This is a genomic window from Bacillus halotolerans, assembly GCF_001517105.1.
In the GTDB taxonomy this organism is placed as follows: Bacteria; Bacillota; Bacilli; order Bacillales; family Bacillaceae; genus Bacillus; species Bacillus halotolerans.
The window spans coordinates 553456-577062 of the sequence record NZ_LPVF01000009.1 but is presented as its reverse complement, the minus strand read 5'-3'; the positions used below and the strand labels follow the sequence as shown (position 1 = coordinate 577062).

The window sequence follows — 23607 nt, the reverse complement described above, 5'->3', positions numbered from 1 at the left end:
AGATCGTATAGAAAGTAGGGAAGTAAATGATTCAAATCGATCCAAGAAGCTCAACGCCCATTTACGAACAAATTATTCAACAAATGAAAGAGCTTTGTTTGAAAGGGATCATGAAGCCTGGTGATAAGCTTCCTTCTGTCAGAGAATTGGCGACGATCATTATTGCGAATCCGAATACTGTCAGCAAAGCGTACAAAGAGCTTGAGCGAGAGGGTATTATTGAAACGCTGCGTGGCAGAGGGACCTATATATCGGAAAATGCAAAAACGACACTGGTTGAAGGGAAGATGACGATGATTAAAGAGCAACTCAAACAGCTCATCATCGATGCACATTATGCGGGGGTTGAGCTGGATAAACTGCAAGAATGGATAAAAGAAATCAGCGCTGATGTGAAAGGGGGCAAGAGCGATGATTGAATTAAGACAGCTGTCAAAAACGATTGACGGAAATCAAGTATTAAAAGATGTTTCATTAACAATTGAAAAAGGAGAAATCTTCGGGCTGCTCGGCCGCAATGGGTCAGGCAAAACGACAATGCTTCGCTTAATCCAGCAAATCATTTTCGCCGACAGCGGGACGATTTTATTTGACGGCGTAGAAATCAAAAAGCATCCGAAAGTCAAACAGAATATCATCTACATGCCTGTTCAAAATCCTTTTTACGACAAGTATACATACAAGCAGCTAGTCGATATCCTAAGAAGAATTTATCCGAAATTTGATGTCACGTACGCGAATGAGCTGATGAACAGATATGAAATTCCGGAAACGAAAAAATACCGCGAGCTGTCGACAGGTTTGAAAAAACAGCTGTCGCTCGTTCTGTCGTTTGCAGCGAGACCGGCGCTGATTCTCCTTGATGAGCCGACGGACGGCATTGACGCGGTGACAAGGCATGATGTGCTGCAGCTGATGGTCGATGAAGTGGCGGAGCGTGATACGAGCATTCTGATCACTTCCCATCGCCTTGAGGACATTGAACGGATGTGCAATCGAATTGGTTTTCTTGAAGATAACAGACTGACGAATGTGATGGATCTTGATGAGCTAAAAGAAGAATACATCAAAATTCAAATGGCGTTTGATACAGATGTCAATTTGGCCATCAGAGAGCAAAACATTCCGATGCTCGATCAGGCCGGTGTGTTTTACACGGTGCTGATCCCGAAAAGCGATGAGAAGAACAAGAGCTTTTTGAGAGAGCTGAAGCCAAAAGTGTGGAATGAGCTTCCTGTCAACCTAGAAGAAGTATTCATTGCGAAGTTTGGAGGGAAGCGGAGATGGTAGACCGAGGTCTCCTCTATCGAGAGTGGAAGCAGAATCAAGTGGTGATTGTGTTAAGTATTGTGTTTTTGGTGCTGGCAAATCCTTTAACGATTTATCACTCATATTCTTTAAACGAGTCATGCCTAGCACATTCAGATCCAAAACTGTGTGCATTTTTTGTAGATTACCACATAGACAGCATGATTCAAATCAATTGGGTGATAGGGATTATACTGGCAGTATGTTTGGTCGGGCTTGAACGTTCGAGAGGTACGATGGACTTTTTGTTAGGTCTTCCATATAAAAGAAGCCAAATTTTTCAAACGAAATTTTGGCTAGGCGCAGTTGTCCTTGTGCTTTCGCAATTAGTCGGATTTTTATTAGCATGGCTGCTGATTCTTTTCTTAAAACCTGAACAAGTAAACTTTTTTGAACATGGAAGCATCGGTGTTATGATCACCAGCATTATGTTTTACTCATTAGTAATGGCCGCTGGGACGTTAACTGGAAACGCTTTTGCTCAGTTGTTGACAGCTTTTGCAACTTCTGTATTGCCATATTTGATTATCGTTTTGCCTTTTTCAAATATAGAGATTATCTCAGGGATTCAAATTTGGAAAATGTTACCCAATGTTGAATATTACTTCGATTTTGAAAATAATTTGATGGACTTTTCCCCGATTGCTTATGTGGATTCAAGTTGGGTGGCGGAAAGTAAATACTTATTACTAATCCCTGCAGTGATGAGTATTCTCTTTTATTTCATTGGCTATATAAGTTTTATAAAACAACATAATGAGCGTAATGGATACTTTTTCTTATGGAAAACATTAGATCGACCTATCCAAATCCTTGTCATCGTGTTAGGAATCCTGGGTTTTGGTATAGTGGGGCATTCTGCTGGTGAATCCATAGCGGGTTACATTATCGGAATGATTATCGGAGGAATTGTCGGATTTTTGATCAGTTATTTTTCCATCTTTAAAAAAGTAAGACATTAAGATAACGGCTTAAAGTTTGGAGGGAAGTAAAATGCCGGATTCCGGTCTGCTTTATAAGGAGTGGAAACAAAATAAAGTCGCCTTAGTTATCACCATTTTGGTTTTTATACTAGGTAATCCTTTATCGATTTTAAATATGTATCTTACCTATCAAGGCTGTGTTACTGGAAAAGAAAATTGGGTCGGCCCCTGCGTATTCAGCGTTGATTATTTAAACAGCACATTTATCTCAGTATTTTGGATTTGGGGAGTCGTTTTGGCGGTCAGCCAGCTGGGGATTGAACGAAGCAAGGGCTTGTTTGATTTTACTTTAAGCCTTCCATATACACGCGGGCAGATATTTAACGCAAAGTTTGTGCTCGGCGGAATGATGATTGTGGTTCCGCAATTCATAGGATATGTTTTATCCGTTCTGCTGCTATTGCTTTTGAAACCTGATCAGGCCGTTTATTTTCACAACTACAGCTTGGGAATGATCATTGTCAGCATGCTGGCTTATTCTTTGGTTATGGCTGGCGGAGCTCTGACGGGCAATACTTTTGCACAGCTTTTGGTCTCATTTACCGTGGCCATTTCGCCGTTTTTACTCATCAGCCTGCCTGCGATCAACATCGAGATCCTTTTGGGCGGATCAATAGAGTTTATCCATGGTCCAATACCCAAATGGGTGCAGTATTTCATTCCAATAACCTTTGTAGATACGAATTGGGTTGAGAATTCACCACATTATTTAGTGATTCCGGCTATCATGACTATCATCTTCTATATCATCGGCTATATTAGTTTTGTCAACCTGGCTAATGAAAGAAACGGGTATTTCTTCTTATGGAAGCCGCTTGACCGTCCGGTGCAGATCATCGTCATTATTATAGGAATCATGGGCTTCGGTTATTTTGGTTTTTCTGCAAGCGAGAGCTTTAGCGGTTATGCCATCGGAATGGCTGCAGGAGCGTTAATTGGTTTTTTCATCAGCTATTTTGCGATTTATAAAAAAACAAAACATTTATAAGGGAGAGAGAAAAGATGATTGATGTTCAGCATATTAACCATTCTTTCACGATCGGAAAAAAGGGCCGTGAGAATGAAGTGCCTGTCTTAAAAGATGTCTCGTTGACTGTTGCGAAAGGGGAAATCGCCTGTATCGTCGGACGAAGCGGATCAGGAAAATCAACGCTTCTGAATTTAATATCCGGCTACATCTCACCGACAAAAGGGCGTATTGTGATTAACGGAACTGATGTCACGGGCTTTAATGAAAAGGAATGGGCTACGTTCCGCCTAGAACACTTTGGGTTTATATTTCAAAGCTTTCAGCTCATCCCGGGCTTAACGACGTATGAAAATGTGGAAATGCCGCTGGCGTTAAAAGGGATCAAGCCGTCTGAGCGCAAGCAAAAGGTACAGGATATGCTGAAGCGCGTCGGTCTTGAAAACCATGCTGCTCATTATCCTAATGAACTGTCAGGCGGACAGCAGCAGCGTGTCAGCATTGCGAGAGCGCTGATTTTAAATCCGTCGATTATTTTAGCGGATGAGCCGACGGGAAGTCTAGATTCAGAAACGGAACAGGAAGTGCTTGAATTGATTCAGCAGTTGAACCGTGAGCGGGGCATTACATTTGTGATTATTACCCATGACGATGAAGTGGCTTCAATCGGACACTCAAAATTCCAGCTGCATGACGGTGTGTTAAAAGGGGGTATTACTGTTGAGATTTAAGGATCAGGTTCATTTTATCAGAAGAAACATGAAGAAAAACAGACTTCGCGTCTTTATGACAATTCTTGCGACAACAATGGCGTGTGCGTTTTTGGTTGTGCTGTCGTCGGTTGGATTCGGGATTCAAAAGACAATCACAGATATGACGATGAGCCAGCAAATTGTGACTAAAGTCAGTGTAATGGGCAAGGAAGGGGATAAGCCTATTAAAAAAGCTGATTTAGAGAAGTATGATCATGTAAGGTCAGTTGTAGAAAGAACGCAAGTGTATGAGCCAAACAAAGCAACTTTAGGCAATCGCACAAATGAAAGCTCTAATCTTATCTTTACCAATATGAATGATGAATTAAAGGCCAATATGGAATTAGAAAAAGGAAGAGTCGCAAAGTCGGAAAATGAAATCGTAGTAGGATACGACTTTGCAAAGAGATTATTGACGAAAAAAGAATCTGAAGCATATAACAAAAAAATCGAGGAAGCAAATGGAAACCCCGAAGATATAGAAGAACCAAAGGGTTATACGAAAGACATCCTGAACAAAACGATTGAATTAAGTGTATCGAAAACAGATCCTAAAACAGGGGATGTTACGAAAACAAAAACATATGACTTTAAAATTGTCGGTATGACAAAAAAACCATCTCAAGACTGGATGGAAGATTCAAACATCTTTATTAGTGATCAATTCAAGAAGGATTTTTCGGAATTTTTGGACTTCAAGGGCGGGAATGTTGAAAAAAATGTTGGCGTTTTTGCTGATAAATTTGAGAATGTGGAACAGCTGACAAATGATCTGACAGATGACGGATACTATGTCACATCAGTTACTACCGAGCTTGAAGGAGCCAACACCTTCTTCATGGTCTTCAAAATCGGCCTGATCTTTGTCGGGTGTATCGCGGTTATCATTTCAGCCATTGGAATATTTAACACGATGACGATGGCGGTTACAGAAAGAACGCAGGAGATCGGGATTATGAAAGCGATCGGGGCGAGTCCGTCAATCATTCGCCGAATGTTCTTGATGGAAAGCGCGTATATCGGAATTTTAGGCTGTGTGATTGGAATTATCATTTCTTACGGCGTGAGCTACCTTGTCAACCTGGCCGTTCCGATGATTCTCGCGGCGACAAGCGGAGGCGAAGCGGGCGATCTGAATTATACGTTTTCTTATATTCCGCTCAGCCTTGTCATCATTGCGGTTGTGATTTGCGGCGGTGTCGCTGTGATATCGGGTATGAACCCAGCCCGAAAAGCAACAAAAACCAACGTGCTGACAGCATTAAGAAGAGAGTTGTAATCAGAAAAAGCCGGCTGAACCAGCCGGCTTTTCTGTATAGCGCATCAACAAGATTTGCTATACACTTGATAAAAAAGGAAAAAGTGCGGTGAGTCCATTGTTTAAACTTTTGCTGATAGAAGATGATAAATCGCTGTTTCATGAAATCAAGGAGCGCTTAACGGGATGGTCCTATGATGTATACGGCATACAGGATTTCAGCCAAGTAATGCAGGAATTTGCGTCAATCAAACCCGATTGCGTCATTATTGATGTTCAGCTCCCTAAATTTGACGGGTTTCATTGGTGCCGGCTGATTCGTTCCCGGTCAAATGTTCCGATTCTCTTTTTATCCTCTCGTGACCACCCTGCTGATATGGTCATGTCGATGCAGTTGGGAGCGGATGACTTTATTCAAAAGCCGTTTCATTTTGATGTGCTGATTGCGAAAATCCAAGCGATTTTCCGGCGCGTGCATCATTATAATACGGAGCCGAGCACGATCAAAACATGGTGCGGGGCTGCCATAGACGCGGAGCAGAACCTCGTCAGCAATGACGAAGGCTCTGTTGAACTGACTAAAAATGAAATGTTTATTCTAAAACAGCTAATAGTACAAAAAAACAAGATCGTCAGCCGGGAAGAGCTGATCAGAAGCTTGTGGAATGACGAGCGTTTTGTCAGCGATAATACGCTGACCGTCAATGTCAACCGCCTGCGGAAAAAACTGGACGAACTGCAGCTTGGAACATATATCGAGACGAAAGTCGGCCAAGGCTACATGGCGAAGGAACAGGATCATTTCTATGATTAAAGCATTCCTCATCGAAAGACGAAGCTGGATTGCCGCATTTTTGCTGCAGCAAATTCTGATTTTGCTGATTGCTTTTGTCGATCCGTCTATTCCATTTAAAAATGTTCTTTATATTGTTTATTTGTGTGTCATGATCTTTGTTGTGTTTGTTATTATCCGTTTTCGGAAAGAAACCGCATTCTATAAAAGCCTCGAAGAATGGGAAAATAATCTTGATGTCACAGCCATAAGTGAACCGGAGACGCCGTTTGAAGTGATGATTGAAAATAGCCTCACCGGACAAACGGAACAATTGAAGCAATCTGCATTGCGGAATCGCTTGGCATTAGAAAATGAAAAAGATGAACTGATGGCGTGGATACATGAGGTCAAAACGCCATTAACAGCGCTGCATTTAATCATCGATCGTATGGAAGACCCATCATTAAAATCCCAGCTATCGTATGAGTGGCTGCGCATCCATCTGCTTCTTGATCAGCAGCTTCATCAAAAGCGCATGTCCTTTATCGAAAATGATCTGTCTTTAGAGATGATCAAGCTTAAGCCCTTGATTATCAAAGAGATCAGAGACTTGCAATCGTGGTGTATACAGAAAGGAATCGGTTTTGACATTCAGCTGGAGGCAGAGGAAGTCTTAAGCGATGCGAAATGGCTGGCCTTTATCATCAGGCAGTTGCTGACCAACGCCGTAAAATACAGTGAAGCCGCTGATATTGTGATCAACAGCTATGAAAAAGACGAACGGAAGGTTCTTGAGGTGAAAGATTTTGGACGGGGCATTGACAGGAAAGATGTCTCACGAATTTTTGATAAAGGGTTTACATCTACAACCGATCATCATAATCAGTCTTCTACAGGCATGGGGCTGTATCTGGTGAAGAGAGCCGCAGGACCGTTGCTGATCGATATCGATGTCCATTCAGAGCTTGGGGATGGAACAACCTTTACTTTAACCTTTCCGAAACGAAATCAATTCGAACGTGTTATTAGCGTGTGACGAAAATGTCACATGCTTTTCTTTTTTGTTCGCCTAATCGAAGGAAAAGCCCGGCAATCCTTTTTATAATAACAGTATCCAATATAAAGGAGACTACGGAAATGATGATTTTAGAAGCGAATAAAATTCGAAAAAGCTATGGTAACAAGCTAAATAAACAGGAAGTGCTGAAGGGCATCGATATTCACATTGAAAAGGGCGAATTCGTCAGTATTATGGGTGCTTCAGGGTCAGGCAAAACGACTTTGCTTAACGTTCTGTCCTCGATTGATAAGGTCAGCCAAGGAACGATCAATATTAACGGAAACGAAATGACGTCCTTGAAGGAAAAGCAGCTGGCTGAATTTAGAAAACAGCACTTAGGCTTTATCTTTCAAGATTACAATTTGTTAGACACATTAACAGTGAAAGAAAATATTCTTCTGCCGTTATCGATCACGAAAATATCAAAAAAGGAAGCAAACCGCAAGTTTGAGGAAGTGGCCAAGGAATTGGGAATTTATGAATTGCGGGATAAGTATCCGAATGAAATTTCCGGCGGCCAGAAGCAGAGAACATCCGCCGGGAGAGCGTTTATTCATGACCCGAGCATTATATTCGCTGATGAACCGACCGGCGCGCTTGATTCGAAATCGGCCTCTGATCTATTAAACAAGCTGAGCCAGCTCAATCAAAAACGCAGCGCCACCATTATTATGGTTACCCATGATCCCGTTGCAGCGAGCTACTGCGGCAGAGTCATTTTTATTAAGGATGGCCTGATGTATACGCAGCTGAATAAAGGGGGCCAAGACAGGCAGACGTTTTTCCAGGATATCATGAAAACACAAGGCGTGTTAGGCGGGGTGCAGCATGAATATTAATCAGCTCATTCTGCGAAATCTGAAAAAGAATATCAGGAATTATTATCTCTATGTGTTTGCTTTAATCTTTAGTGTGGCGCTTTATTTCGCATTTGTCACACTCCAATATGACCCGGCCATTAATGAAGTAAAAGCTTCCATTAAAGGCGCGGCGGCTATTAAAACCGCTTCAATTTTGCTTGTGGCTGTTGTATCAATCTTTATTTTGTACGCCAATACCATTTTTATTAAAAGGCGGAGTAAAGAGATCGGGCTGTTTCAATTAATCGGAATGACAAAGCACAAAATCTTTCGTATCTTAAGTGCGGAAAATATCATGCTGTATTTCGGCTCGTTAGCCATCGGGGTTTTTGCCGGATTTTCAATCTCAAAGCTTGTGCTCATGATCTTGTTCAAAATCGTCGATGTCAAAGCTGATGCGAAACTGCATTTTTCTGGGCAAGCTTTGGTTCAAACAATCATTGTGTTCTGCGGCATTTACCTTTTGATTATGATCATGAATTATACGTTTATCAAAAAACAAAGCATTTTATCTTTGTTTAAAGTAACATCTTCCACTGAGGATAAAGTGAAGAGAATCTCTTTTTTTCAGATGCTGATCGGGGCGCTGGGCATCGTGTTGATTTTAACGGGATACTACGTGTCTTCCGAGCTGTTTAGCGGAAAATTCAAGACTATAAATGAACTGTTTTTCGCAATGAGTTTTATCTTAGGGTCCGTCATTATCGGGACGTTTCTCTTTTATAAAGGATCGGTTACGTTTATCTCGAACATCATTCGGAAAAGCAAGGGCGGGTACTTGAATATCTCAGAGGTTCTGTCACTGTCATCGATTATGTTCAGGATGAAATCGAACGCTTTGCTGCTGACAATTATCACAACCGTTTCAGCGCTGGCCATCGGGCTGTTATCCCTTGCCTATATTTCGTATTACTCGGCAGAAAAGACTGCTGAACAAAATGTAGCGGCGGATTTTTCATTCATGAATGAGAAAGATGCCAAACGATTTGAAAGCAGTTTGAGTGAAAATGACATGTCGTACGTCAAAAAAGAAATGCCTGTCCTGCAATCGTCTTTTGATCTCACAAATATCATGGATGGAACCCAGAAAGAGATGCAGGGCGATCCCGGTAACACACAGCTCGCTGTTGTTAGCGATAAAGATGTAAAAGGAGTCGATGTGGCGGCTGGGGAGGCGGTTTTCTCAGGATACACTGATTTGCTGCAAAAAATAATGGTATTAAAAGACTCCGGCAGCATTAAAGTCAAAAGCAAGAATGAGACACAATCATTACACTATAAAGGATTAAGAGAAGAGTTTCTTGTATCCTACACGTTTACAGCCGGGGGAATGCCCGCAGTCATAGTGGATGACAACCTGTTTAAACAGCTGAATAAAGATAAAGACCCTCGCATTCAGCTGGCGCAATCTGAATTTATCGGCATCAATATGAAACATGGAGATCAGCTTGAAAAAGCAAATGAGCTTTTTCAAAAGGTCAACAAGAAAGACCTGCATTTATCAAGGCTGGATACAAGTATAGCGCAAAAATCTCTTTTTGGTATGGTCATGTTCATCGTTGGTTTCTTAGGATTAACATTTCTCATCACCTCGGGGTGTATCCTTTACTTTAAACAAATGGGTGAAAGTGAAGAAGAAAAACCGAATTATACCATCCTAAGAAAACTCGGTTTTACACAGGGAGACCTGCTGAAGGGGATACGCATCAAGCAAATGTATAACTTCGGCATTCCATTGGTGATCGGCCTCTTTCACAGTTATTTTGCCGTTCAATCCGGCTGGTTCTTATTCGGATCAGAGGTATGGTCGCCGATGATTATGGTGATGGTGTTATATACTGCACTCTATTCTATTTTCGGTATTCTGTCGGTTCTTTATTATAAAAAGGTGATTAAGTCGGCATTGTAAAACAGTAAAAGCTCCAGAAAAACTGGAGCTTTTTTGTTTATCGTTTCGGCGCCCGATACCCGGCTGCCTCAGCCTCTTTAACTGAACAAAACATTTCAGCAGGGTCTGTCGTCCGGTCATAGTATGTACTGCCCGGCGTATGATAAATGCCGTTTTTGCTGCCTTTGATAAGACAGCCTTCTGCTGTATCAGCTGAGCTGGTTTCGTTGCTTTTATTTGTGCTGGTTGAAGAATGTTCACTGTTTTCTTTTGTGCTGGCTGTTCGGTTTTGTGCCTCTTTTAATTGCTTTTCAAGTTTTGTTTTATCTTGTTGAAGGGTTTCATTTTCAGCCTTTGCTGTTTTGGTATCATCTTTGAGCTGTTTTTGTTTTTCTTGAAGTTCTTTATTTTCTGCTTTTAATGATTTCTGAGTCTTTTTTAGTTCACTATTTTCTTTCTCCAGCTGCTTGAGCTTATCTTGATCTTTTGTGTCGTCTTTCAGTTTCTTTGCTTCAGAGCTGATGGCTTCATACTCTTTCTCAAGTGCTTCATGCTCTTGTTTAAGACTTTTATATTCAGTGTTTAGTGCTGAATATTTTTTATCGGCATTTGCTGCGGCAGCGTCAGGTTCTGACAAAGCTGCTCCGGTGAAGAGCAGAATGAGACCTCCAATAAAAAGCGGCCAAAAGAGTTTTTTAGAGAATCGTTTTTCTTTTTTCAGCACATATCTGACGAGATGGTACACTCCATAGCCAAGCGAAAAGAGAAATACAAAAAAACCGAGGAATGCGAATGCCATTTCCATGAAAATTACCCCTTTTTCTATTTATTTTACAATTTTCGAACAATATTTGTTAGATTTTTTCACACTCATCTGTTGAAAAATATGAGATAGACAGATAGAATGAATGTGCTATGATAACTGGATTCGTACGGAGCCTGTTGAGGTTTCCGTTTTTTCATGAGCTTTTATAGATAAGAAAGGGGGATCAGTATGCCGCGCGCATTGAAAATTTTAGTGATAGGGATGTTTATTAATGTGACAGGGGCATCCTTTTTATGGCCGCTTAACACGATCTATATTCATAATCATTTAGGAAAGTCGTTAACGGTCGCGGGGATTGTCCTTATGCTGAATTCCGGCGCCAGTGTGGCAGGGAATTTATGCGGCGGGTTTTTGTTTGATAAAATCGGCGGGTTCAAATCCATCATGCTCGGAATTGCGATTACGTTAGCAAGTCTGGTGGGTCTCGTCTTTTTTCATGATTGGCCGTTTTATATTGTGCTGCTTACGATTGTCGGGTTTGGTTCTGGTGTTGTTTTTCCGGCCAGTTACGCAATGGCTGGATCAGTGTGGCCTGAAGGGGGAAGAAGGGCATTTAATGCGATTTATGTCGCGCAAAACGCAGGTGTTGCCGTCGGTTCTGCGCTTGGCGGCGTGGTGGCATCTTTCTCGTTTTCATACGTATTTTTGGCGAACGCTGCGCTGTATGTGGTCTTTTTCTTTATTGTATATTTCGGATTTCGAAACATTCAGACGAAGGATGTGTCTCAAACGTCTGTGCTTGATTATGACGCTGTAAGCAGCAAAGCGAAATTTACGGCTCTGGTCATATTGAGCAGCGGGTATGTGCTCGGATGGCTCGCATATTCTCAATGGTCTACCACCATTGCATCGTACACGCAAAGCATCGGAATGTCTCTTTCTTTATATAGTGTGCTGTGGACGATAAACGGAATTTTAATTGTGGTTGGACAGCCGCTTGTCAGCTTTTTTGTGAAAAAATGGGCTGAGTCGCTGAAAGCGCAAATGATCATTGGTTTTGTCATTTTTATTGTGTCTTACAGCATGCTGCTGACTGCGAAGCAATTTCCAATGTTTCTGGCTGCCATGGTGATCTTGACCATCGGGGAAATGCTTGTTTGGCCTGCCGTGCCGACGATTGCCAATCAGCTTGCGCCTAAAGGGAAAGAAGGGTTTTATCAAGGGTTTGTGAACAGCGCTGCGACAGGTGGCAGAATGATAGGGCCTTTGTTCGGAGGAGTGCTCGTCGATCATTCCGGCATTCACGCTCTTGTTTTATCACTTTTGGTTTTGCTTATGATCAGCATAGCCACGACGATTTTATACGACAAACGGTTAAAATCAGCTGATAAAGCGAATAAGCAAGCTTCAGTTTCTTCATAAGAAAGATCCCGCCGGATGAGCGGGATCTTTTTACATAATCGGAAGCACGTTCACGGCATCCTTTACATTAGAATATGTTTTCAGCGATGAGAAATTGGCATCCAGTTTATTCATCTTCATGGCCAATTCGGGCTTAATGCCGGTAATGATTAATTCGGTTCCGGTCAATTTCAGCAAATGGCTCAGCTTGAAAATCTGGTCGGCGGTTTGTTCATTTACTTGTGCCAATCCTGATAAATCAATGATCAAATAATCATCTTTGGATGTTGATAAGATATTCGTCAATGTGCTGACGATGGAATTAAATCGCTCCTCTGTCAGGTTGCCGACTAGCGGAAGAGCCGAAATGCCGTTGCGAATCGGCACAATAGGAGTTGAAAGTGCAGTAATTTCTGTGAGGGAATCCTCGAGAAGCTTTTCATACTCTTTTTGCTTGGTGATGTCTTTTTGAATTCCGACAAAATAGGTTTTGTCTTCTATTTCCAGCGGATCAATATTTAACTCATTCCAGAACATCGTTCCGTCTTTTTTGTAGTTTTGAATCTGAACTGTAACCGGTTCTTTATTTTGTAAACCGGCTCTGATGCTGTCCACTTCACCAGCGTCTGTATCTTTTCCCTGTAAGAAGCGGCAGTTCTTCCCTAAAATTTCCTCGGCCTCATAGCCGGTCATTTGAACAAAGCCTTGGTTTACGTAGACAATCGGATTATCTTCAAGTGAAGGATCTGTAATCACTACGCCGACTCGCGCGTGATCAAGCGCTTTTTTGATGACGTCCAGCTGTCCTTTTATTCCGAATGATTGAAAACTAGCCATATAATTCCCCCTTAGGCCGCCAGCTTGCTATGCGAAAGCCTGATATTCCCCTTTTTTTAATGAATTCTACAGTAACCGTAGCACAACACATGTTCTGATTCAAGCAAGCGCAGTTTGCTGTTTGTCATTAGGGCTTGTCCTCGTATACACTAAAAATAAGAACAGACTTTGAACATATGAACGGAAAGGTTTCTATATGCTAACTAGGTGACTAGGTCAATGTCACTGGGTGAAAAATGAATCTAATGCATCAAGCTTACCGATCATGTGTTCACATATAATGGAAGAAACAAGCTTTTTTCAGATTTGCCAGTATGTAGATATCGAAAATCATCGGAATCGTTTAAGGGGGCTGGATGGCCTGAAGTCGCTTTACGAAATAAGGGCTTTAGGAAGGTGATGATGAAGATGCTGCATCAGGTACTTATTGCTTGTGTAATTGGAGGAATCATGGGGATTCTCGGTCATGTGAAAAAGAGAGGCAGGCTGGAGAAGCCCAGAATGACGAAGCGGTTTATCTACCTTGGATTTTTGGAAGATTGGTTTATCGGCATGACAGCTTCCATTTTACTTGTATTATCCGCTGACCCCGATTCAGGAATTCAACTTGTCATCTTATCCATTATCTCAGGCTACGGCGGTGAAGCTGTTCTCAGAAGCTTTGATTTTGTAAGAGAAATGAACAGCGGCGGCGAACCGGCCGAGTCGAAACGTCAAACCAAAACTCCACCAGAATAATTGTCCTCAATCTTCGCCCGTTCAGGGTACATTCCCATTGTATACAAACCTGCTTGCACTTATGAACAGAATTCTATAAAATACAGTTAAGATTACGGTTGCGATAAGAACAATGAAGAGGAGCAGTAAGAAGCAGATATTGTTTCAGAGAGTTGACGGCTGGTGAAAGTCAATCAAGTTTGTTTCCGAACTCACCTCAGAGTTGCAGCGGTGAAAAGCCGCTGACGCATAACTGCGTTAAAAGTATCAAGTGAGTGCGGCGTCTGCCGCGCTAACGAGGGTGGTACCGCGGGAAAACGAAAGTCTCTCGTCCCTTTTAGGGATGAGGGAGTTTTTTTTAGTTTGGGAATATTCTGAATATAATTGTCCCTTTCGCGTCAATACTTGAACCATAAAACGCCGTATTCAATCAGAAGGAGGTTTTTACTTTGAGTTTTCAGCACAAAGAGATAGAAAAGAAATGGCAAAATTATTGGCTGGAAAACAAAACATTTGCCACTCTTGATCATAATGAGAAACAAAAATTTTACGCGCTGGACATGTTTCCTTATCCGTCTGGAGCGGGTCTGCACGTCGGACACCCTGAAGGCTATACAGCGACGGATATCCTCTCCCGCATGAAGCGCATGCAGGGGTATGACGTTCTTCATCCGATGGGCTGGGACGCATTCGGTCTGCCGGCTGAGCAATACGCTCTCGACACCGGGAATGACCCGGCAGTGTTTACGAAGCAGAATATTGATAATTTCCGCCGCCAAATTCAGGCGCTCGGTTTTTCATATGATTGGGATCGTGAAATCAACACGACAGATCCTGAATACTATAAATGGACACAATGGATTTTCTTAAAGCTTTATGAAAAGGGCCTTGCTTACGTTGATGAGGTGCCGGTAAACTGGTGCCCTGCACTCGGTACGGTTCTTGCTAATGAAGAAGTCATCGACGGAAAGAGTGAACGCGGCGGCCATCCGGTCGAAAGACGCCCGATGAAGCAGTGGATGCTGAAAATCACAGCTTATGCGGACAGGCTTCTTGATGACTTGGAAGAGCTTGATTGGCCGGAGAGCATTAAAGACATGCAGCGCAACTGGATCGGCCGTTCTGAAGGTGCGCACGTTCATTTTGGCATAGACGGACATGATGAATCATTTACGGTGTTTACAACAAGACCTGATACATTGTTTGGCGCTACATACACTGTACTTGCTCCGGAGCATGCATTGGTAGAAAAAATCACAGCTGCTGAGCAAAAAGAAGCTGTTGAAGCTTATATCAAAGAAATTCAATCAAAGAGTGACCTTGAGCGCACGGATCTCGCGAAAACAAAGACAGGCGTCTTCACGGGAGCTTATGCGATCAATCCTGTAAACGGTGAAAAACTGCCGATCTGGATCGCAGATTATGTTCTTGCTTCATACGGAACAGGTGCAGTCATGGCTGTTCCCGGTCACGATGAGCGTGATTTTGAATTCGCCAACACATTTGGCCTTCCAGTCAAGGAAGTTGTGAAAGGCGGAAATGTTGAGGAAGAAGCGTACACAGGCGACGGAGAGCACGTAAACTCTGACTTCCTGAACGGACTTAATAAACAGGAAGCGATTGAAAAAATCATCGCTTGGCTGGAAGAAACGAAAAACGGTGAAAAGAAAGTCACTTACCGTCTGCGCGACTGGCTCTTCAGCCGCCAGCGTTACTGGGGCGAGCCGATTCCGATCATTCATTGGGAGGACGGAACGTCAACAGCAGTGCCGGAGGAAGAACTGCCGCTGATTCTGCCGAAAACAAACGAAATCAAACCGAGCGGCACCGGCGAATCACCGCTTGCGAACATTAAAGAGTGGGTTGAAGTAACAGACCCTGAAACAGGGAAAAAAGGAAGAAGAGAAACGAATACAATGCCGCAATGGGCGGGAAGCTGCTGGTATTTCTTGCGCTACATTGATCCGCACAATTCGGATCAGCTGGCATCACCTGAGAAAATGGAAAAATGGCTTCCGGTTGATATGTATATCGGCGGCGCGGAGCATGCTGTGCTTCACCTTCTGTATGCCCGTTTCTGGCACAAGTTCCTTTATGATATCGGTGTAGTGCCGACGAAAGAACCGTTCCAAAAGCTGTATAACCAAGGAATGATTCTCGGTGAAAACAACGAGAAAATGAGTAAGTCAAAAGGGAACGTTGTCAACCCTGATGAAATCGTTGCATCTCACGGCGCTGATACACTGAGATTGTACGAAATGTTCATGGGACCGCTTGATGCTTCAATTGCCTGGTCTGAATCAGGCTTAGACGGCGCACGCCGCTTCCTTGACCGCGTATGGCGCCTGTTTGTTGAAGACAGCGGTGAGCTTAATGGCAAAATCGTTGAAGGCGCCGGTGAAACATTGGAGCGCGTCTATCATGAAACAGTCATGAAAGTGACAGACCACTATGAGGGTCTGCGTTTTAACACAGGTATTTCTCAGCTGATGGTCTTTATCAACGAAGCCTATAAAGCGTCAGAGCTGCCGAAGGAATATATGGAAGGCTTTGTGAAGCTTCTTTCTCCTATCGCGCCTCACCTCGCGGAAGAGCTGTGGGAGAAATTGGGCCATAGCGGTACAATTGCATATGAGGCTTGGCCTGTATATGATGAAGCAAAACTTGTTGACGACGAAGTTGAAATCGTTGTTCAGCTGAACGGAAAAGTGAAAGCGAAACTACAGGTACCTGCAGATGCGACGAAGGAACAGCTCGAACAGCTTGCTCAAGCAGATGAAAAGGTCAAAGAGCAGCTTGAAGGCAAAACCATTCGTAAAATCATCGCGGTGCCTGGCAAGCTTGTCAATATTGTGGCAAACTAATCCTGGAAAAATCCCCTTTGTCAAAAAGGGGATTTTTTTCATCAGTCTCTGAATAGCAATCGTCCAGCTGACTTTGATATACTGAACATGATTATTGGTGAATAGGAGTGTTTTCTTTGGAAATAAAAGAAATCAGCACAGCTGCTTTGAAAGAAAAAATCGAGGCGGATGAAGAATTGTACTTGATTGATGTCAGAGAAGATGAAGAGGTTGCGGAAGGCATGATCCCGCAAGCGGTTCATATTCGCATGGGGGATATTCCTGAAAAAATGGACACCCTCGATAAAGACAAAGAGTACACTTTTATCTGCCGATCAGGGATGCGCAGCATGAATGTCTGCAGGTATTTGGATGAGCAAGGCTTTAAAACAGTCAACGTAGAAGGCGGCATGATGGCCTGGGAAGGCGAAACGAAACCGAAAAACTAGGGGAGAGATCACCCCTAGTTTTTTTATTTGTATGCTGGAAGCCAATCGCCGTGCGCTTCAAATAAATCATCACACATAGAAATAATGTCATTGATGGACAGCTCCGCACTTGTATGCGGGTCAAGCATGGCTGCCTGGTAGACAGCTTCTTTTTTTCGTGTAACAGCAGCTTCAATGGTCATCAGCTGTGTGTTGATATTCGTTCTGTTTAATGCTGCGAGCTGCTCAGGCAGTTCTCCGGCAAAGCACGGGGTTATTTTTTTTCTGTCGGCGACGCATGTCACTTCGACTACCGCTTTGGAAGGAAGGTTTGTGATGAGTCCGGTATTTAAGACGTTTCCTCCGAAGGTGAACGGCTGATTCGTTTCCATTGCTTCTATTATTCTTGAGCCATATTCCTTTGAGCGTTTATGGGGGAGGTTTTTATTGTTAACAATGTCATCCCTCATTTTCTCCCAATCTGCTATCTGTTTTACGCATCTTCTTGGATATTCGTCCAGCGGGATCTGCAGCTCGTTGATCAATTCAGGATAATTCCGCTTAATAAAATAAGGATGGTATTCTGCGTTGTGCTCTGATGATTCCGTGACGTAATAACCGAACTTATCCATCAATTCAAATCGCACCATGTCATGATGCTTTGTTTTTTGCTTTTCTCTCGCTCTCTTTTTGATTTCGGGATATAAATCAGCGCCGTCCTTTTTCACTTCCAACAGCCATGCCATATGATTGATGCCTGCGATTCGTTCTTCAATCCCGTCGTGCTCCATACCGAGAGATCTAAATAAATCTCTTGTGCACACTTGGACGCTGTGGCACAGCCCAATCGTTTTCACATCCGTATAGCGAAGCATAGCGCCAGTCAGGGAGGCCATTGGGTTTGTATAGTTTAAAAACCAGGCGTCAGGACACATTTTCTCAATATCTCTTGCGATATCAAATAACACGGGAATTGTCCTGAGTGATCTGAATATCCCGCCGATGCCCACCGTGTCGGCAATCATCTGACGCAATCCGTATCGTTTAGGAATCTCAAAATCGATGACTGTGCTTGGTTTATAGCCTCCAACCTGAATGGCATTAATCACATAGCCCGCTTGCTGCAAAGCCAGTTTTCTGTCGTCATAGCTGTTGATAACCACGCTCGGATTATAGCGGTCTCTCAAATTTTCGAGCATAAGCTGAGATTCCTGCAAGCGTTTTGGGTCAATGTCGAAAAGCGCAAATTCAAATCCATTTAACGCCTCCGTTAACAAGCAGTCTCCTAAAACATTTTTTGCGAAAATTGTGCTCCCTGCACCGATAAATGTGATTTTTTTCATGTCGGTTCCTCCTTTAATTCATTATCCTTTTACCGCGCCTGATGACAGCCCGGCAATAAAGTATTTTTGCAGCGCCAGAAACAGAATGACCATCGGCAGCATTGCCATGATGGCAGCCGCGGCGACCAAATGCAGATTGTTGGCGTTTTCTCCGAAAAAACCGGCCATTGCGACAGTAAGTGTCTGCACCTTCTGATCCTGTAAAAAGAAAATCGCAAATTGATAGTCATTCCATATAAAGACACAGGAAATAATACAGATGGTGGCAGTGATCGGCTTCAGCAAAGGAAATACGATCGTAAAAAAGATTTTCAGCATTCCCGCTCCATCCATTCTTGCCGCTTCTTCAAGCTCTTTTGGAATGGTTGAACGGATAAAGCCGGAATACAAAAACACGGTTAATGGCATATACGCCGCTGTATTGATCAAAATGGCGACTGCGTGTGTATTGACCATGCCGGCGTCCACGACCATTCTGTACAAAGGCACCATGGACGTTAACGGAGGGATGATCATAATTGAAATCAGCAGCGCGAAAACGGCTTTATTCAGCTTGGTTTCCCGCCGGGCAAGAGGGTAGGCGGCCAGTGAGCCGAATATGATTAACAACAATGCCGAAACGCCTGTGATGATGATTGTGTTGATAAACGAGTTGCCAAGTGAAGCGCGCTCCCATGCCTCAGAAAAATTTTGAAAGGAAATATCAGCTGGAAACAGCCATTTGGAACTGTAATCTCCTTTTGCTTTCAATGAAGTGGTCAGCAGAATGTAAAAAGGAATGAAATGCGCACAGGCTACAATGCCAGCGAGAAGTGTAATAAAACGCAGTTTGTTTGAGTGGGCGGCTCTCATGACATTTCCGTCTCCTTTCTTTTAAAGTACGCAAGCGCGCAAAAGCTGATGATCAAAATGACAAATGCCATAAATATGCCTTGTGTCGCAGCATAGCCGGCATCCTGCCGTTTAAAATACAGGTCATACATAAACGTTGACATCGATTGCGACGCGTTTCCGGGTCCGCCTGCAGTGAGCGCAATTATCACGTCAAACAGCTTTAAGCCCCCAATAATGTTAATGACCATATTGATCGTGATCGAGGGCATTAACAGCGGCAGGGTGATGCCGAAAAACTGCTGGCGCCGTGTCGCGCCATCCATTTCCGCTGCTTCGTAGTAATCTTTCGGAATGCTTTGCAGGCCTGCCAAATAGACAATCATGGCGATGCCGACATATTGGTACGTGTTAATCATGACGATGATCCATGGGTTCGAAGACGGACTGGCGAGCGCGTTGATCGGGGTGATGCCGAAAACGCCAAGCAGGTCATTAAGCGCGCCTCCGTCATAAGAAAAGAAAAAGTACCAAATGTAGCCCATAATGAGCGGACTGATCATAACCGGCAAATACACAATGGTTCTTGTTATCGCTTTCATTTTTATGCTTTGATTTAGCAGCAGGGCGTACAGAAGCCCAATGACGTTTTGAAAAAAGGTGCTGCCGAGTCCGTATAGCAGCGTGTTTTTTAAGATATGCCATGTGTCGGGATCAGCAAACAGCCTTTCATACTGAGCGAAACCGACCCACTGATAAACTTGAGAAAATCCGTTCCAGTTTGTGAAAGTGATAAAAGCGCCTTTTACAAACGGATAAATCATGAAGATCAAAACGGAGAGCAGAGCCGGAACATACATCCACCAAAGTGAGGATTGTTTTTTCGGCTTGACCTGTTTCACATGAACATCTCTTGCGATCTCACTCATTGTTTTCAGCTCCCTGTGTTTCAGATTGCTCCCGGAGTCGTTTATATTCTCTTCCCAGCTTTTTAGAAATCTCGTTGGGTGTCAAAATGTCTGCCGCAAGCTCCTGGCCGACCGTTCCCATCACATCCCACATCCCGTTCGGCAGGTACAATCGGTCGAAATAGGGCTCGACTTTCATATTCTGATAATGCTGATAGTCTTTGGCATAGAAAATATCAGCTTTTACATTGGTCAGCCCTGAAGGAAGCGATGTGGCTTCAGCCATTTCTTTCGCATGGGCGGGACGAGCCATAAAGGCGATAAATTGCTTTGCTTCCTTTAAATGAGGCGAGTCTTTCCATGCTGCCAGGGTATAGCGTTCGCCTCCAATCCATATCGGGTCATCACCGGAGTGAATAGCTGGTGTCGGAATAATCCCAACCTTTACATTCGGGTTAATTTGGGCGACGTCTTGGCCGAGGGTGCCGCCCTGCATGGTAAAAGCAATTTTGTTTTGAGCCATTAACTCAATGAGCTGTGATTTTTTTGCTGTTACGGCATCGATATTGATGAGCTTTTCTTTCTGCATTTGTTTAAGGATATCTGAAAGATAAGTAAATTTGCTCCAATTGAAGGTGCCGTCAATGAGCTGTTTCTTTTCATTATGGGCAGGGTCTGTGATGAGAAGAGGTGTTGCGAATTGGTCATAATATTGGGCGAAAGAGCTTTTGTCATATCCGGCGAACCAGAAAGGAACGATTTCTCCATTGCTTTTTTCTTTAATCGTTCTCAGTGCTTTTATAAAGTCATCCATCGTTTCCGGCGGATCAATGCCGAAACGGTCTAACATATTGCGGTTGTACGCCAGGCCGTCCTTTGCCTGGTTGACCGGATATGCGTATACCTTTCCGCTTTTATTTTTAAGGATGCTGTTTAAATTTGGATCAAGATTCTGAGTCCAGTCCATATCCCGGAGATCGGCTGTATACTCCCCGTACCTGATTTTCCCCCAGCCATGAGTATCAAAGAGATCAGGCAGATCATTGGCGGCCATTCTGACACGCATCATATTTTCATAGTCATTGCCTGGGAAATGAATGCTGACGCGAATGCCGCTTTCCTTTTCGAACGCTGAGGCTATTTTTCTGAATGTGTTTCTTTCACTGTCCGTTGACATCGTAGAATAAATGGTTAACGTCTTTTTGCCCGTATCTGCAGCGCTTTCTTCAGATGAGCAGCCCGGCAGAATCAGCAGAATAAGAGAGAGAAATAAAACAAATATGTGTTTCATCTTTTCCTCCTTATGATCTTGATGAACGTTTGTCTTGCGTCACCTCCTTAGCTGTGTATCCGCAGCTTTGCCTGATGATCAGTGTTGTCGGCAGGGTGACTTGATGAGGAATTGTTCGGCCGTTAAAGCGGTCGAGAAGCTGTTTTACGCCTGTTCGGCCCATTTCCTCTGTATGCACTTTCACGGTGGTTAAAGGTGTGCTGGCAAACTCGGCCTCTTCAATGCCGTTAAAGCTGACAATGGCTGTATCCCGCGGCACATGCAGATCGGCTTCCTGAAGGGCTTTCAATGCGCCGATGGCCATAGAATCACTTGCGATAAAAAAGGCTTCCGGCAGCTTGCCTTGAGTGATGGCTTTTTTCATCAGGCGATAGCCCTCGCGCATGCTGTAATCGCCGACCAGTACGTGTTCAGGCTGAGGATGGGCGGACTGCAAAAAGGCAGTCTGGCGTTTGTCTTCAATTGTTCTGCGAATGCTTTGGCCGTCCCTCAGTGTATGCTCCTTCTCCTGCCCGCCGATATAGCCTAATCGTTGGTAACCTAAATCGAAAAGGTGATCAATTGCCTGGCGTGCGGCGGCTTCAAAATCAATCCCAATCGAGTCGTATATCTGCGGATCGGGAGAATGATTGATAAATACGGCATGCTCCAATCGGCCGCTGATATGCTGAACGGCTTCGTCATGGACACGGCCGATAACAATAATACCGTCTAATTCCCGAAAAATATGCTCCTGGAAGGAACCGAGATGGATGGAGTTTGTAATGAAAATTTCCTGTTCAAAGCATTCTTTTTCAATTCCTTTGCGAATAGAAGAAAAATAAGGATCCTGCCGTTCTTCATCGGGAGATAAGCAGCTCAGCACCCCGATAAGCGGCTGGGCGCGCTGTTTTTGTCCGCGGGCTTTTCGGCGTTTAGCGACAGTTTGATAGCCTAGCTCTTCAGCGATACTGATCACTCTTTGTCTCGTTTCACCAGCCACAGAAAGCGAATGATCTTCATTTAAAATTCTCGAAACAGTAGCATTTGAAACGTTCGCTTTTAAGGCGATATCTTTTATACGAACCATGGTTACTCCCTTTCATTTGAATGAGATTTACTAAAACAAAAGAAATATTTTACTCATACGTTTTTGATAAATTGATACTATCATATGAAAGTAAGCGGTTACAATAATGAATTTCAGAATATTTTGTTATGTTTAGTAAAAGTTTAGTAAACTGCGATTTTTGTTTCTGTATGCTGTGTGAAAAATAAAGGGAATAACAAATCCGTCTCGTACATTGAAGATAAGCGAAAAAGGAAGGGTGATGGGATGAGTAACGAAAAAAGAGAGCTGCTGTTTCGATTGCTTGGTGATTTGCCTGATCGGAAGCATACGGGGGCGGAAACGCTGCGTATTGAGGAAAAAGAGGGATATATAATTGAAACGCTGCTGCTTGATATAAATGGGCTTGAAAAGGTGCCTGCATATTTTGTGAAGCCGAAAGCCGCAAAAGGACGGTGCCCGGTTATATTATTTCAGCACTCGCATGGCGGGCAGTATGAGCGGGGAAAAAGTGAACTGCTTGAGGGAGCGGATTATTTGAAAGCGCCTTCTTTCGCTCGGGAGCTGACTTCTCTCGGATATGGCGTATTGGCAATCGACCATTGGGGATTTGGAGACAGACGGGGCAAATCAGAAAGCGAGATTTTTAAAGAGATGCTTCTGACGGGCAGGGTGATGTGGGGCATGATGATGTACGACAGTATAAGAGCCATTGATTATGTGCAGAGCCGCCCTGATATTCAGCCTGACAGAATCGGAACGATCGGCATGTCTATGGGGGGCTTGATGGCTTGGTGGACAGCGGCGCTTGATGAACGGATTAAGGCATGTGTGGATTTATGCAGTCAGGTTGACCATCATGTACTGATTGAAACACAGAACCTTGACCGGCATGGCTTTTATTATTACGTTCCGTCTCTTGCCAAGCACTTTTCTGCATCAGATATCCAAAGCCTGATCGCACCGCGCCCGCACCTTAGTCTTGCCGGCATACATGATCGGCTGACACCCGCTGAGGGAGTGAACAAAATCGAAAAAGAACTAACAGCCTTGTACGCTGAAAAAGGGGCTTCTGATTGTTACCGTATGGCGCGCTCCGCTTCAGGGCATTTTGAGACAGCTATGATGAGGCATGAAGCTCTGCGGTTTTTGAAACAGTGGCTGTGACAGTGAAAAAAGGCAGGCTTAAAGTGTTTTTCTGAAATGGTTCTAAACAGGTAAGGAGGCGAGCATCTGCCCGTCTCTTCTTTTTCTAGTGGAAATACAGTTATCAGGAATATACATGATAAATAGATTTTGTTTATGAGGAAATGGCGTTCTGATATTGACAGAATTGTGTATAC

22 protein-coding genes and 1 other annotated feature are annotated in these 23607 nt (G+C 43.5%); of the genes, 15 read left to right on the top strand and 7 right to left on the bottom strand.

Annotated elements, in window-relative coordinates; translation table 11 throughout:
• Positions 1 to 26: 26 nt before the first annotated feature.
• The 10 genes from ytrA (at position 27) to bceB (ending at position 9872) form a co-directional block, all read left to right on the top strand.
• Complete coding sequence (gene ytrA / locus AU387_RS10540; protein ID WP_024122575.1) at positions 27 to 419, top strand: GntR family transcriptional regulator YtrA; 393 nt, start codon at positions 27 to 29, stop codon at positions 417 to 419.
• Entirely contained in the window at positions 412 to 1290 is an 879-nt protein-coding gene (gene ytrB, locus AU387_RS10535; RefSeq protein WP_044153718.1) for an ABC transporter ATP-binding protein YtrB, read from the top strand. Before ytrA ends, ytrB begins: the two co-directional genes overlap by 8 nt.
• The gene (locus AU387_RS10530; protein ID WP_059335632.1) at positions 1284 to 2270 is read left to right on the top strand and encodes an ABC transporter permease subunit; all 987 of its coding nucleotides are present in this window, start codon (positions 1284 to 1286) and stop codon (positions 2268 to 2270) included. Before ytrB ends, AU387_RS10530 begins: the two co-directional genes overlap by 7 nt.
• A gap of 31 nt (positions 2271 to 2301) precedes the next feature.
• A complete protein-coding gene (gene ytrD / locus AU387_RS10525) occupies positions 2302 to 3279 on the top strand; it encodes an ABC transporter permease YtrD (protein WP_059335631.1) in 978 nt (325 codons plus the stop codon).
• A gap of 14 nt (positions 3280 to 3293) precedes the next feature.
• A complete protein-coding gene (gene ytrE / locus AU387_RS10520) occupies positions 3294 to 3989 on the top strand; it encodes an ABC transporter ATP-binding protein YtrE (protein WP_059291790.1) in 696 nt (231 codons plus the stop codon).
• The gene (gene ytrF / locus AU387_RS10515; protein ID WP_059335630.1) at positions 3979 to 5289 is read left to right on the top strand and encodes an ABC transporter permease YtrF; all 1311 of its coding nucleotides are present in this window, start codon (positions 3979 to 3981) and stop codon (positions 5287 to 5289) included. The genes ytrE and ytrF overlap by 11 nt, the downstream gene beginning before the upstream one ends.
• Before the next feature lie 97 nt (positions 5290 to 5386).
• Complete coding sequence (gene bceR / locus AU387_RS10510; protein ID WP_059335666.1) at positions 5387 to 6082, top strand: two-component response regulator BceR; 696 nt, start codon at positions 5387 to 5389, stop codon at positions 6080 to 6082.
• On the top strand, positions 6075 to 7079 hold the full coding sequence (locus tag AU387_RS10505) for a sensor histidine kinase (RefSeq protein WP_059335629.1): 1005 nt from the start codon (positions 6075 to 6077) through the stop codon (positions 7077 to 7079). Before bceR ends, AU387_RS10505 begins: the two co-directional genes overlap by 8 nt.
• 101 nt (positions 7080 to 7180) lie before the next feature.
• Complete coding sequence (bceA, locus tag AU387_RS10500) at positions 7181 to 7942, top strand: bacitracin ABC transporter ATP-binding protein BceA (RefSeq protein ID WP_059335628.1); 762 nt, start codon at positions 7181 to 7183, stop codon at positions 7940 to 7942.
• Entirely contained in the window at positions 7932 to 9872 is a 1941-nt protein-coding gene (gene bceB, locus AU387_RS10495; RefSeq protein ID WP_059335627.1) for a bacitracin ABC transporter permease BceB, read from the top strand. The genes bceA and bceB overlap by 11 nt, the downstream gene beginning before the upstream one ends.
• A 37-nt stretch (positions 9873 to 9909) precedes the next feature.
• Here bceB and AU387_RS10490 read toward each other — a convergent pair whose 3' ends face one another.
• Complete coding sequence (locus AU387_RS10490) at positions 9910 to 10656, bottom strand: LMBR1 domain-containing protein (protein WP_059291793.1); 747 nt, start codon at positions 10654 to 10656, stop codon at positions 9910 to 9912.
• 189 nt (positions 10657 to 10845) lie between these two features.
• Here AU387_RS10490 and AU387_RS10485 point away from each other — a divergent pair, with 189 nt between their 5' ends.
• Positions 10846 to 12039: an MDR family MFS transporter gene (locus AU387_RS10485; protein ID WP_044153739.1), complete on the top strand. Its 1194-nt coding sequence runs from the start codon at positions 10846 to 10848 to the stop codon at positions 12037 to 12039.
• Between the two features lie 30 nt (positions 12040 to 12069).
• On the opposite strand, the gene ytvA is transcribed toward AU387_RS10485, so the two are convergent.
• A complete protein-coding gene (ytvA, locus tag AU387_RS10480; RefSeq protein WP_044153740.1) occupies positions 12070 to 12855 on the bottom strand; it encodes a YtvA family blue-light photoreceptor in 786 nt (261 codons plus the stop codon).
• A 402-nt stretch (positions 12856 to 13257) separates the two neighbouring features.
• Here ytvA and AU387_RS10475 point away from each other — a divergent pair, with 402 nt between their 5' ends.
• From AU387_RS10475 to AU387_RS10465, 3 genes are all read left to right on the top strand, one after another.
• Positions 13258 to 13593: a DUF4257 domain-containing protein gene (locus AU387_RS10475; protein WP_003223352.1), complete on the top strand. Its 336-nt coding sequence runs from the start codon at positions 13258 to 13260 to the stop codon at positions 13591 to 13593.
• A gap of 103 nt (positions 13594 to 13696) precedes the next feature.
• Positions 13697 to 13911, top strand: a binding site (T-box leader).
• 110 nt (positions 13912 to 14021) lie between these two features.
• Positions 14022 to 16436, top strand: coding sequence for a leucine--tRNA ligase (gene leuS / locus AU387_RS10470; protein ID WP_059335626.1), 2415 nt, complete (start codon positions 14022 to 14024; stop codon positions 16434 to 16436).
• Between the two features lie 116 nt (positions 16437 to 16552).
• The gene (locus tag AU387_RS10465; protein ID WP_044153745.1) at positions 16553 to 16864 is read left to right on the top strand and encodes a rhodanese-like domain-containing protein; all 312 of its coding nucleotides are present in this window, start codon (positions 16553 to 16555) and stop codon (positions 16862 to 16864) included.
• Positions 16865 to 16887: 23 nt separating this feature from the next.
• On the opposite strand, the gene melA is transcribed toward AU387_RS10465, so the two are convergent.
• From melA to AU387_RS10440, 5 genes are read right to left on the bottom strand one after another with little or no spacing between them, the layout of a single operon-like run.
• On the bottom strand, positions 16888 to 18186 hold the full coding sequence (melA, locus tag AU387_RS10460; RefSeq protein ID WP_059335625.1) for an alpha-galactosidase MelA: 1299 nt from the start codon (positions 18184 to 18186) through the stop codon (positions 16888 to 16890).
• Positions 18187 to 18207: 21 nt separating this feature from the next.
• A complete protein-coding gene (locus AU387_RS10455) occupies positions 18208 to 19038 on the bottom strand; it encodes a carbohydrate ABC transporter permease (RefSeq protein WP_059335624.1) in 831 nt (276 codons plus the stop codon).
• Positions 19035 to 19946, bottom strand: coding sequence for a carbohydrate ABC transporter permease (locus AU387_RS10450; RefSeq protein WP_059335623.1), 912 nt, complete (start codon positions 19944 to 19946; stop codon positions 19035 to 19037). The genes AU387_RS10455 and AU387_RS10450 overlap by 4 nt, the downstream gene beginning before the upstream one ends.
• A complete protein-coding gene (locus tag AU387_RS10445; RefSeq protein ID WP_059335622.1) occupies positions 19939 to 21216 on the bottom strand; it encodes an ABC transporter substrate-binding protein in 1278 nt (425 codons plus the stop codon). Before AU387_RS10445 ends, AU387_RS10450 begins: the two co-directional genes overlap by 8 nt.
• Before the next feature lie 10 nt (positions 21217 to 21226).
• Positions 21227 to 22285: a LacI family DNA-binding transcriptional regulator gene (locus AU387_RS10440; RefSeq protein WP_059291799.1), complete on the bottom strand. Its 1059-nt coding sequence runs from the start codon at positions 22283 to 22285 to the stop codon at positions 21227 to 21229.
• Between the two features lie 246 nt (positions 22286 to 22531).
• On the opposite strand from AU387_RS10440, the gene AU387_RS10435 reads away from it, so the two are divergent.
• Positions 22532 to 23431, top strand: a complete 900-nt coding sequence (locus tag AU387_RS10435; RefSeq protein WP_059335621.1) for a dienelactone hydrolase family protein — start codon at positions 22532 to 22534, stop codon at positions 23429 to 23431.
• Positions 23432 to 23607 lie beyond the last annotated feature (176 nt).

Bases quoted from the DNA above. Each gene is read 5' to 3' on its own strand.
- AU387_RS10435 (WP_059335621.1), top strand. From the start codon at position 22,532: ATGAGTAACGAAAAAAGAGAGCTGCTGTTTCGATTGCTTGGTGATTTG.
- ytrA (WP_024122575.1), top strand. From the start codon at position 27: ATGATTCAAATCGATCCAAGAAGCTCAACGCCCATTTACGAACAAATT.
- AU387_RS10450 (WP_059335623.1), bottom strand. From the start codon at position 19,946: ATGAGTGAGATCGCAAGAGATGTTCATGTGAAACAGGTCAAGCCGAAA.
- ytrE (WP_059291790.1), top strand. From the start codon at position 3,294: ATGATTGATGTTCAGCATATTAACCATTCTTTCACGATCGGAAAAAAG.
- melA (WP_059335625.1), bottom strand. From the start codon at position 18,186: ATGAAAAAAATCACATTTATCGGTGCAGGGAGCACAATTTTCGCAAAA.
- AU387_RS10455 (WP_059335624.1), bottom strand. From the start codon at position 19,038: ATGAGAGCCGCCCACTCAAACAAACTGCGTTTTATTACACTTCTCGCT.
- ytvA (WP_044153740.1), bottom strand. From the start codon at position 12,855: ATGGCTAGTTTTCAATCATTCGGAATAAAAGGACAGCTGGACGTCATC.
- AU387_RS10475 (WP_003223352.1), top strand. From the start codon at position 13,258: ATGAAGATGCTGCATCAGGTACTTATTGCTTGTGTAATTGGAGGAATC.
- AU387_RS10490 (WP_059291793.1), bottom strand. From the start codon at position 10,656: ATGGAAATGGCATTCGCATTCCTCGGTTTTTTTGTATTTCTCTTTTCG.
- AU387_RS10530 (WP_059335632.1), top strand. From the start codon at position 1,284: ATGGTAGACCGAGGTCTCCTCTATCGAGAGTGGAAGCAGAATCAAGTG.
- AU387_RS10445 (WP_059335622.1), bottom strand. From the start codon at position 21,216: ATGAAACACATATTTGTTTTATTTCTCTCTCTTATTCTGCTGATTCTG.
- ytrD (WP_059335631.1), top strand. From the start codon at position 2,302: ATGCCGGATTCCGGTCTGCTTTATAAGGAGTGGAAACAAAATAAAGTC.
- bceA (WP_059335628.1), top strand. From the start codon at position 7,181: ATGATGATTTTAGAAGCGAATAAAATTCGAAAAAGCTATGGTAACAAG.
- AU387_RS10440 (WP_059291799.1), bottom strand. From the start codon at position 22,285: ATGGTTCGTATAAAAGATATCGCCTTAAAAGCGAACGTTTCAAATGCT.
- AU387_RS10505 (WP_059335629.1), top strand. From the start codon at position 6,075: ATGATTAAAGCATTCCTCATCGAAAGACGAAGCTGGATTGCCGCATTT.
- AU387_RS10485 (WP_044153739.1), top strand. From the start codon at position 10,846: ATGCCGCGCGCATTGAAAATTTTAGTGATAGGGATGTTTATTAATGTG.
- ytrB (WP_044153718.1), top strand. From the start codon at position 412: ATGATTGAATTAAGACAGCTGTCAAAAACGATTGACGGAAATCAAGTA.
- bceB (WP_059335627.1), top strand. From the start codon at position 7,932: ATGAATATTAATCAGCTCATTCTGCGAAATCTGAAAAAGAATATCAGG.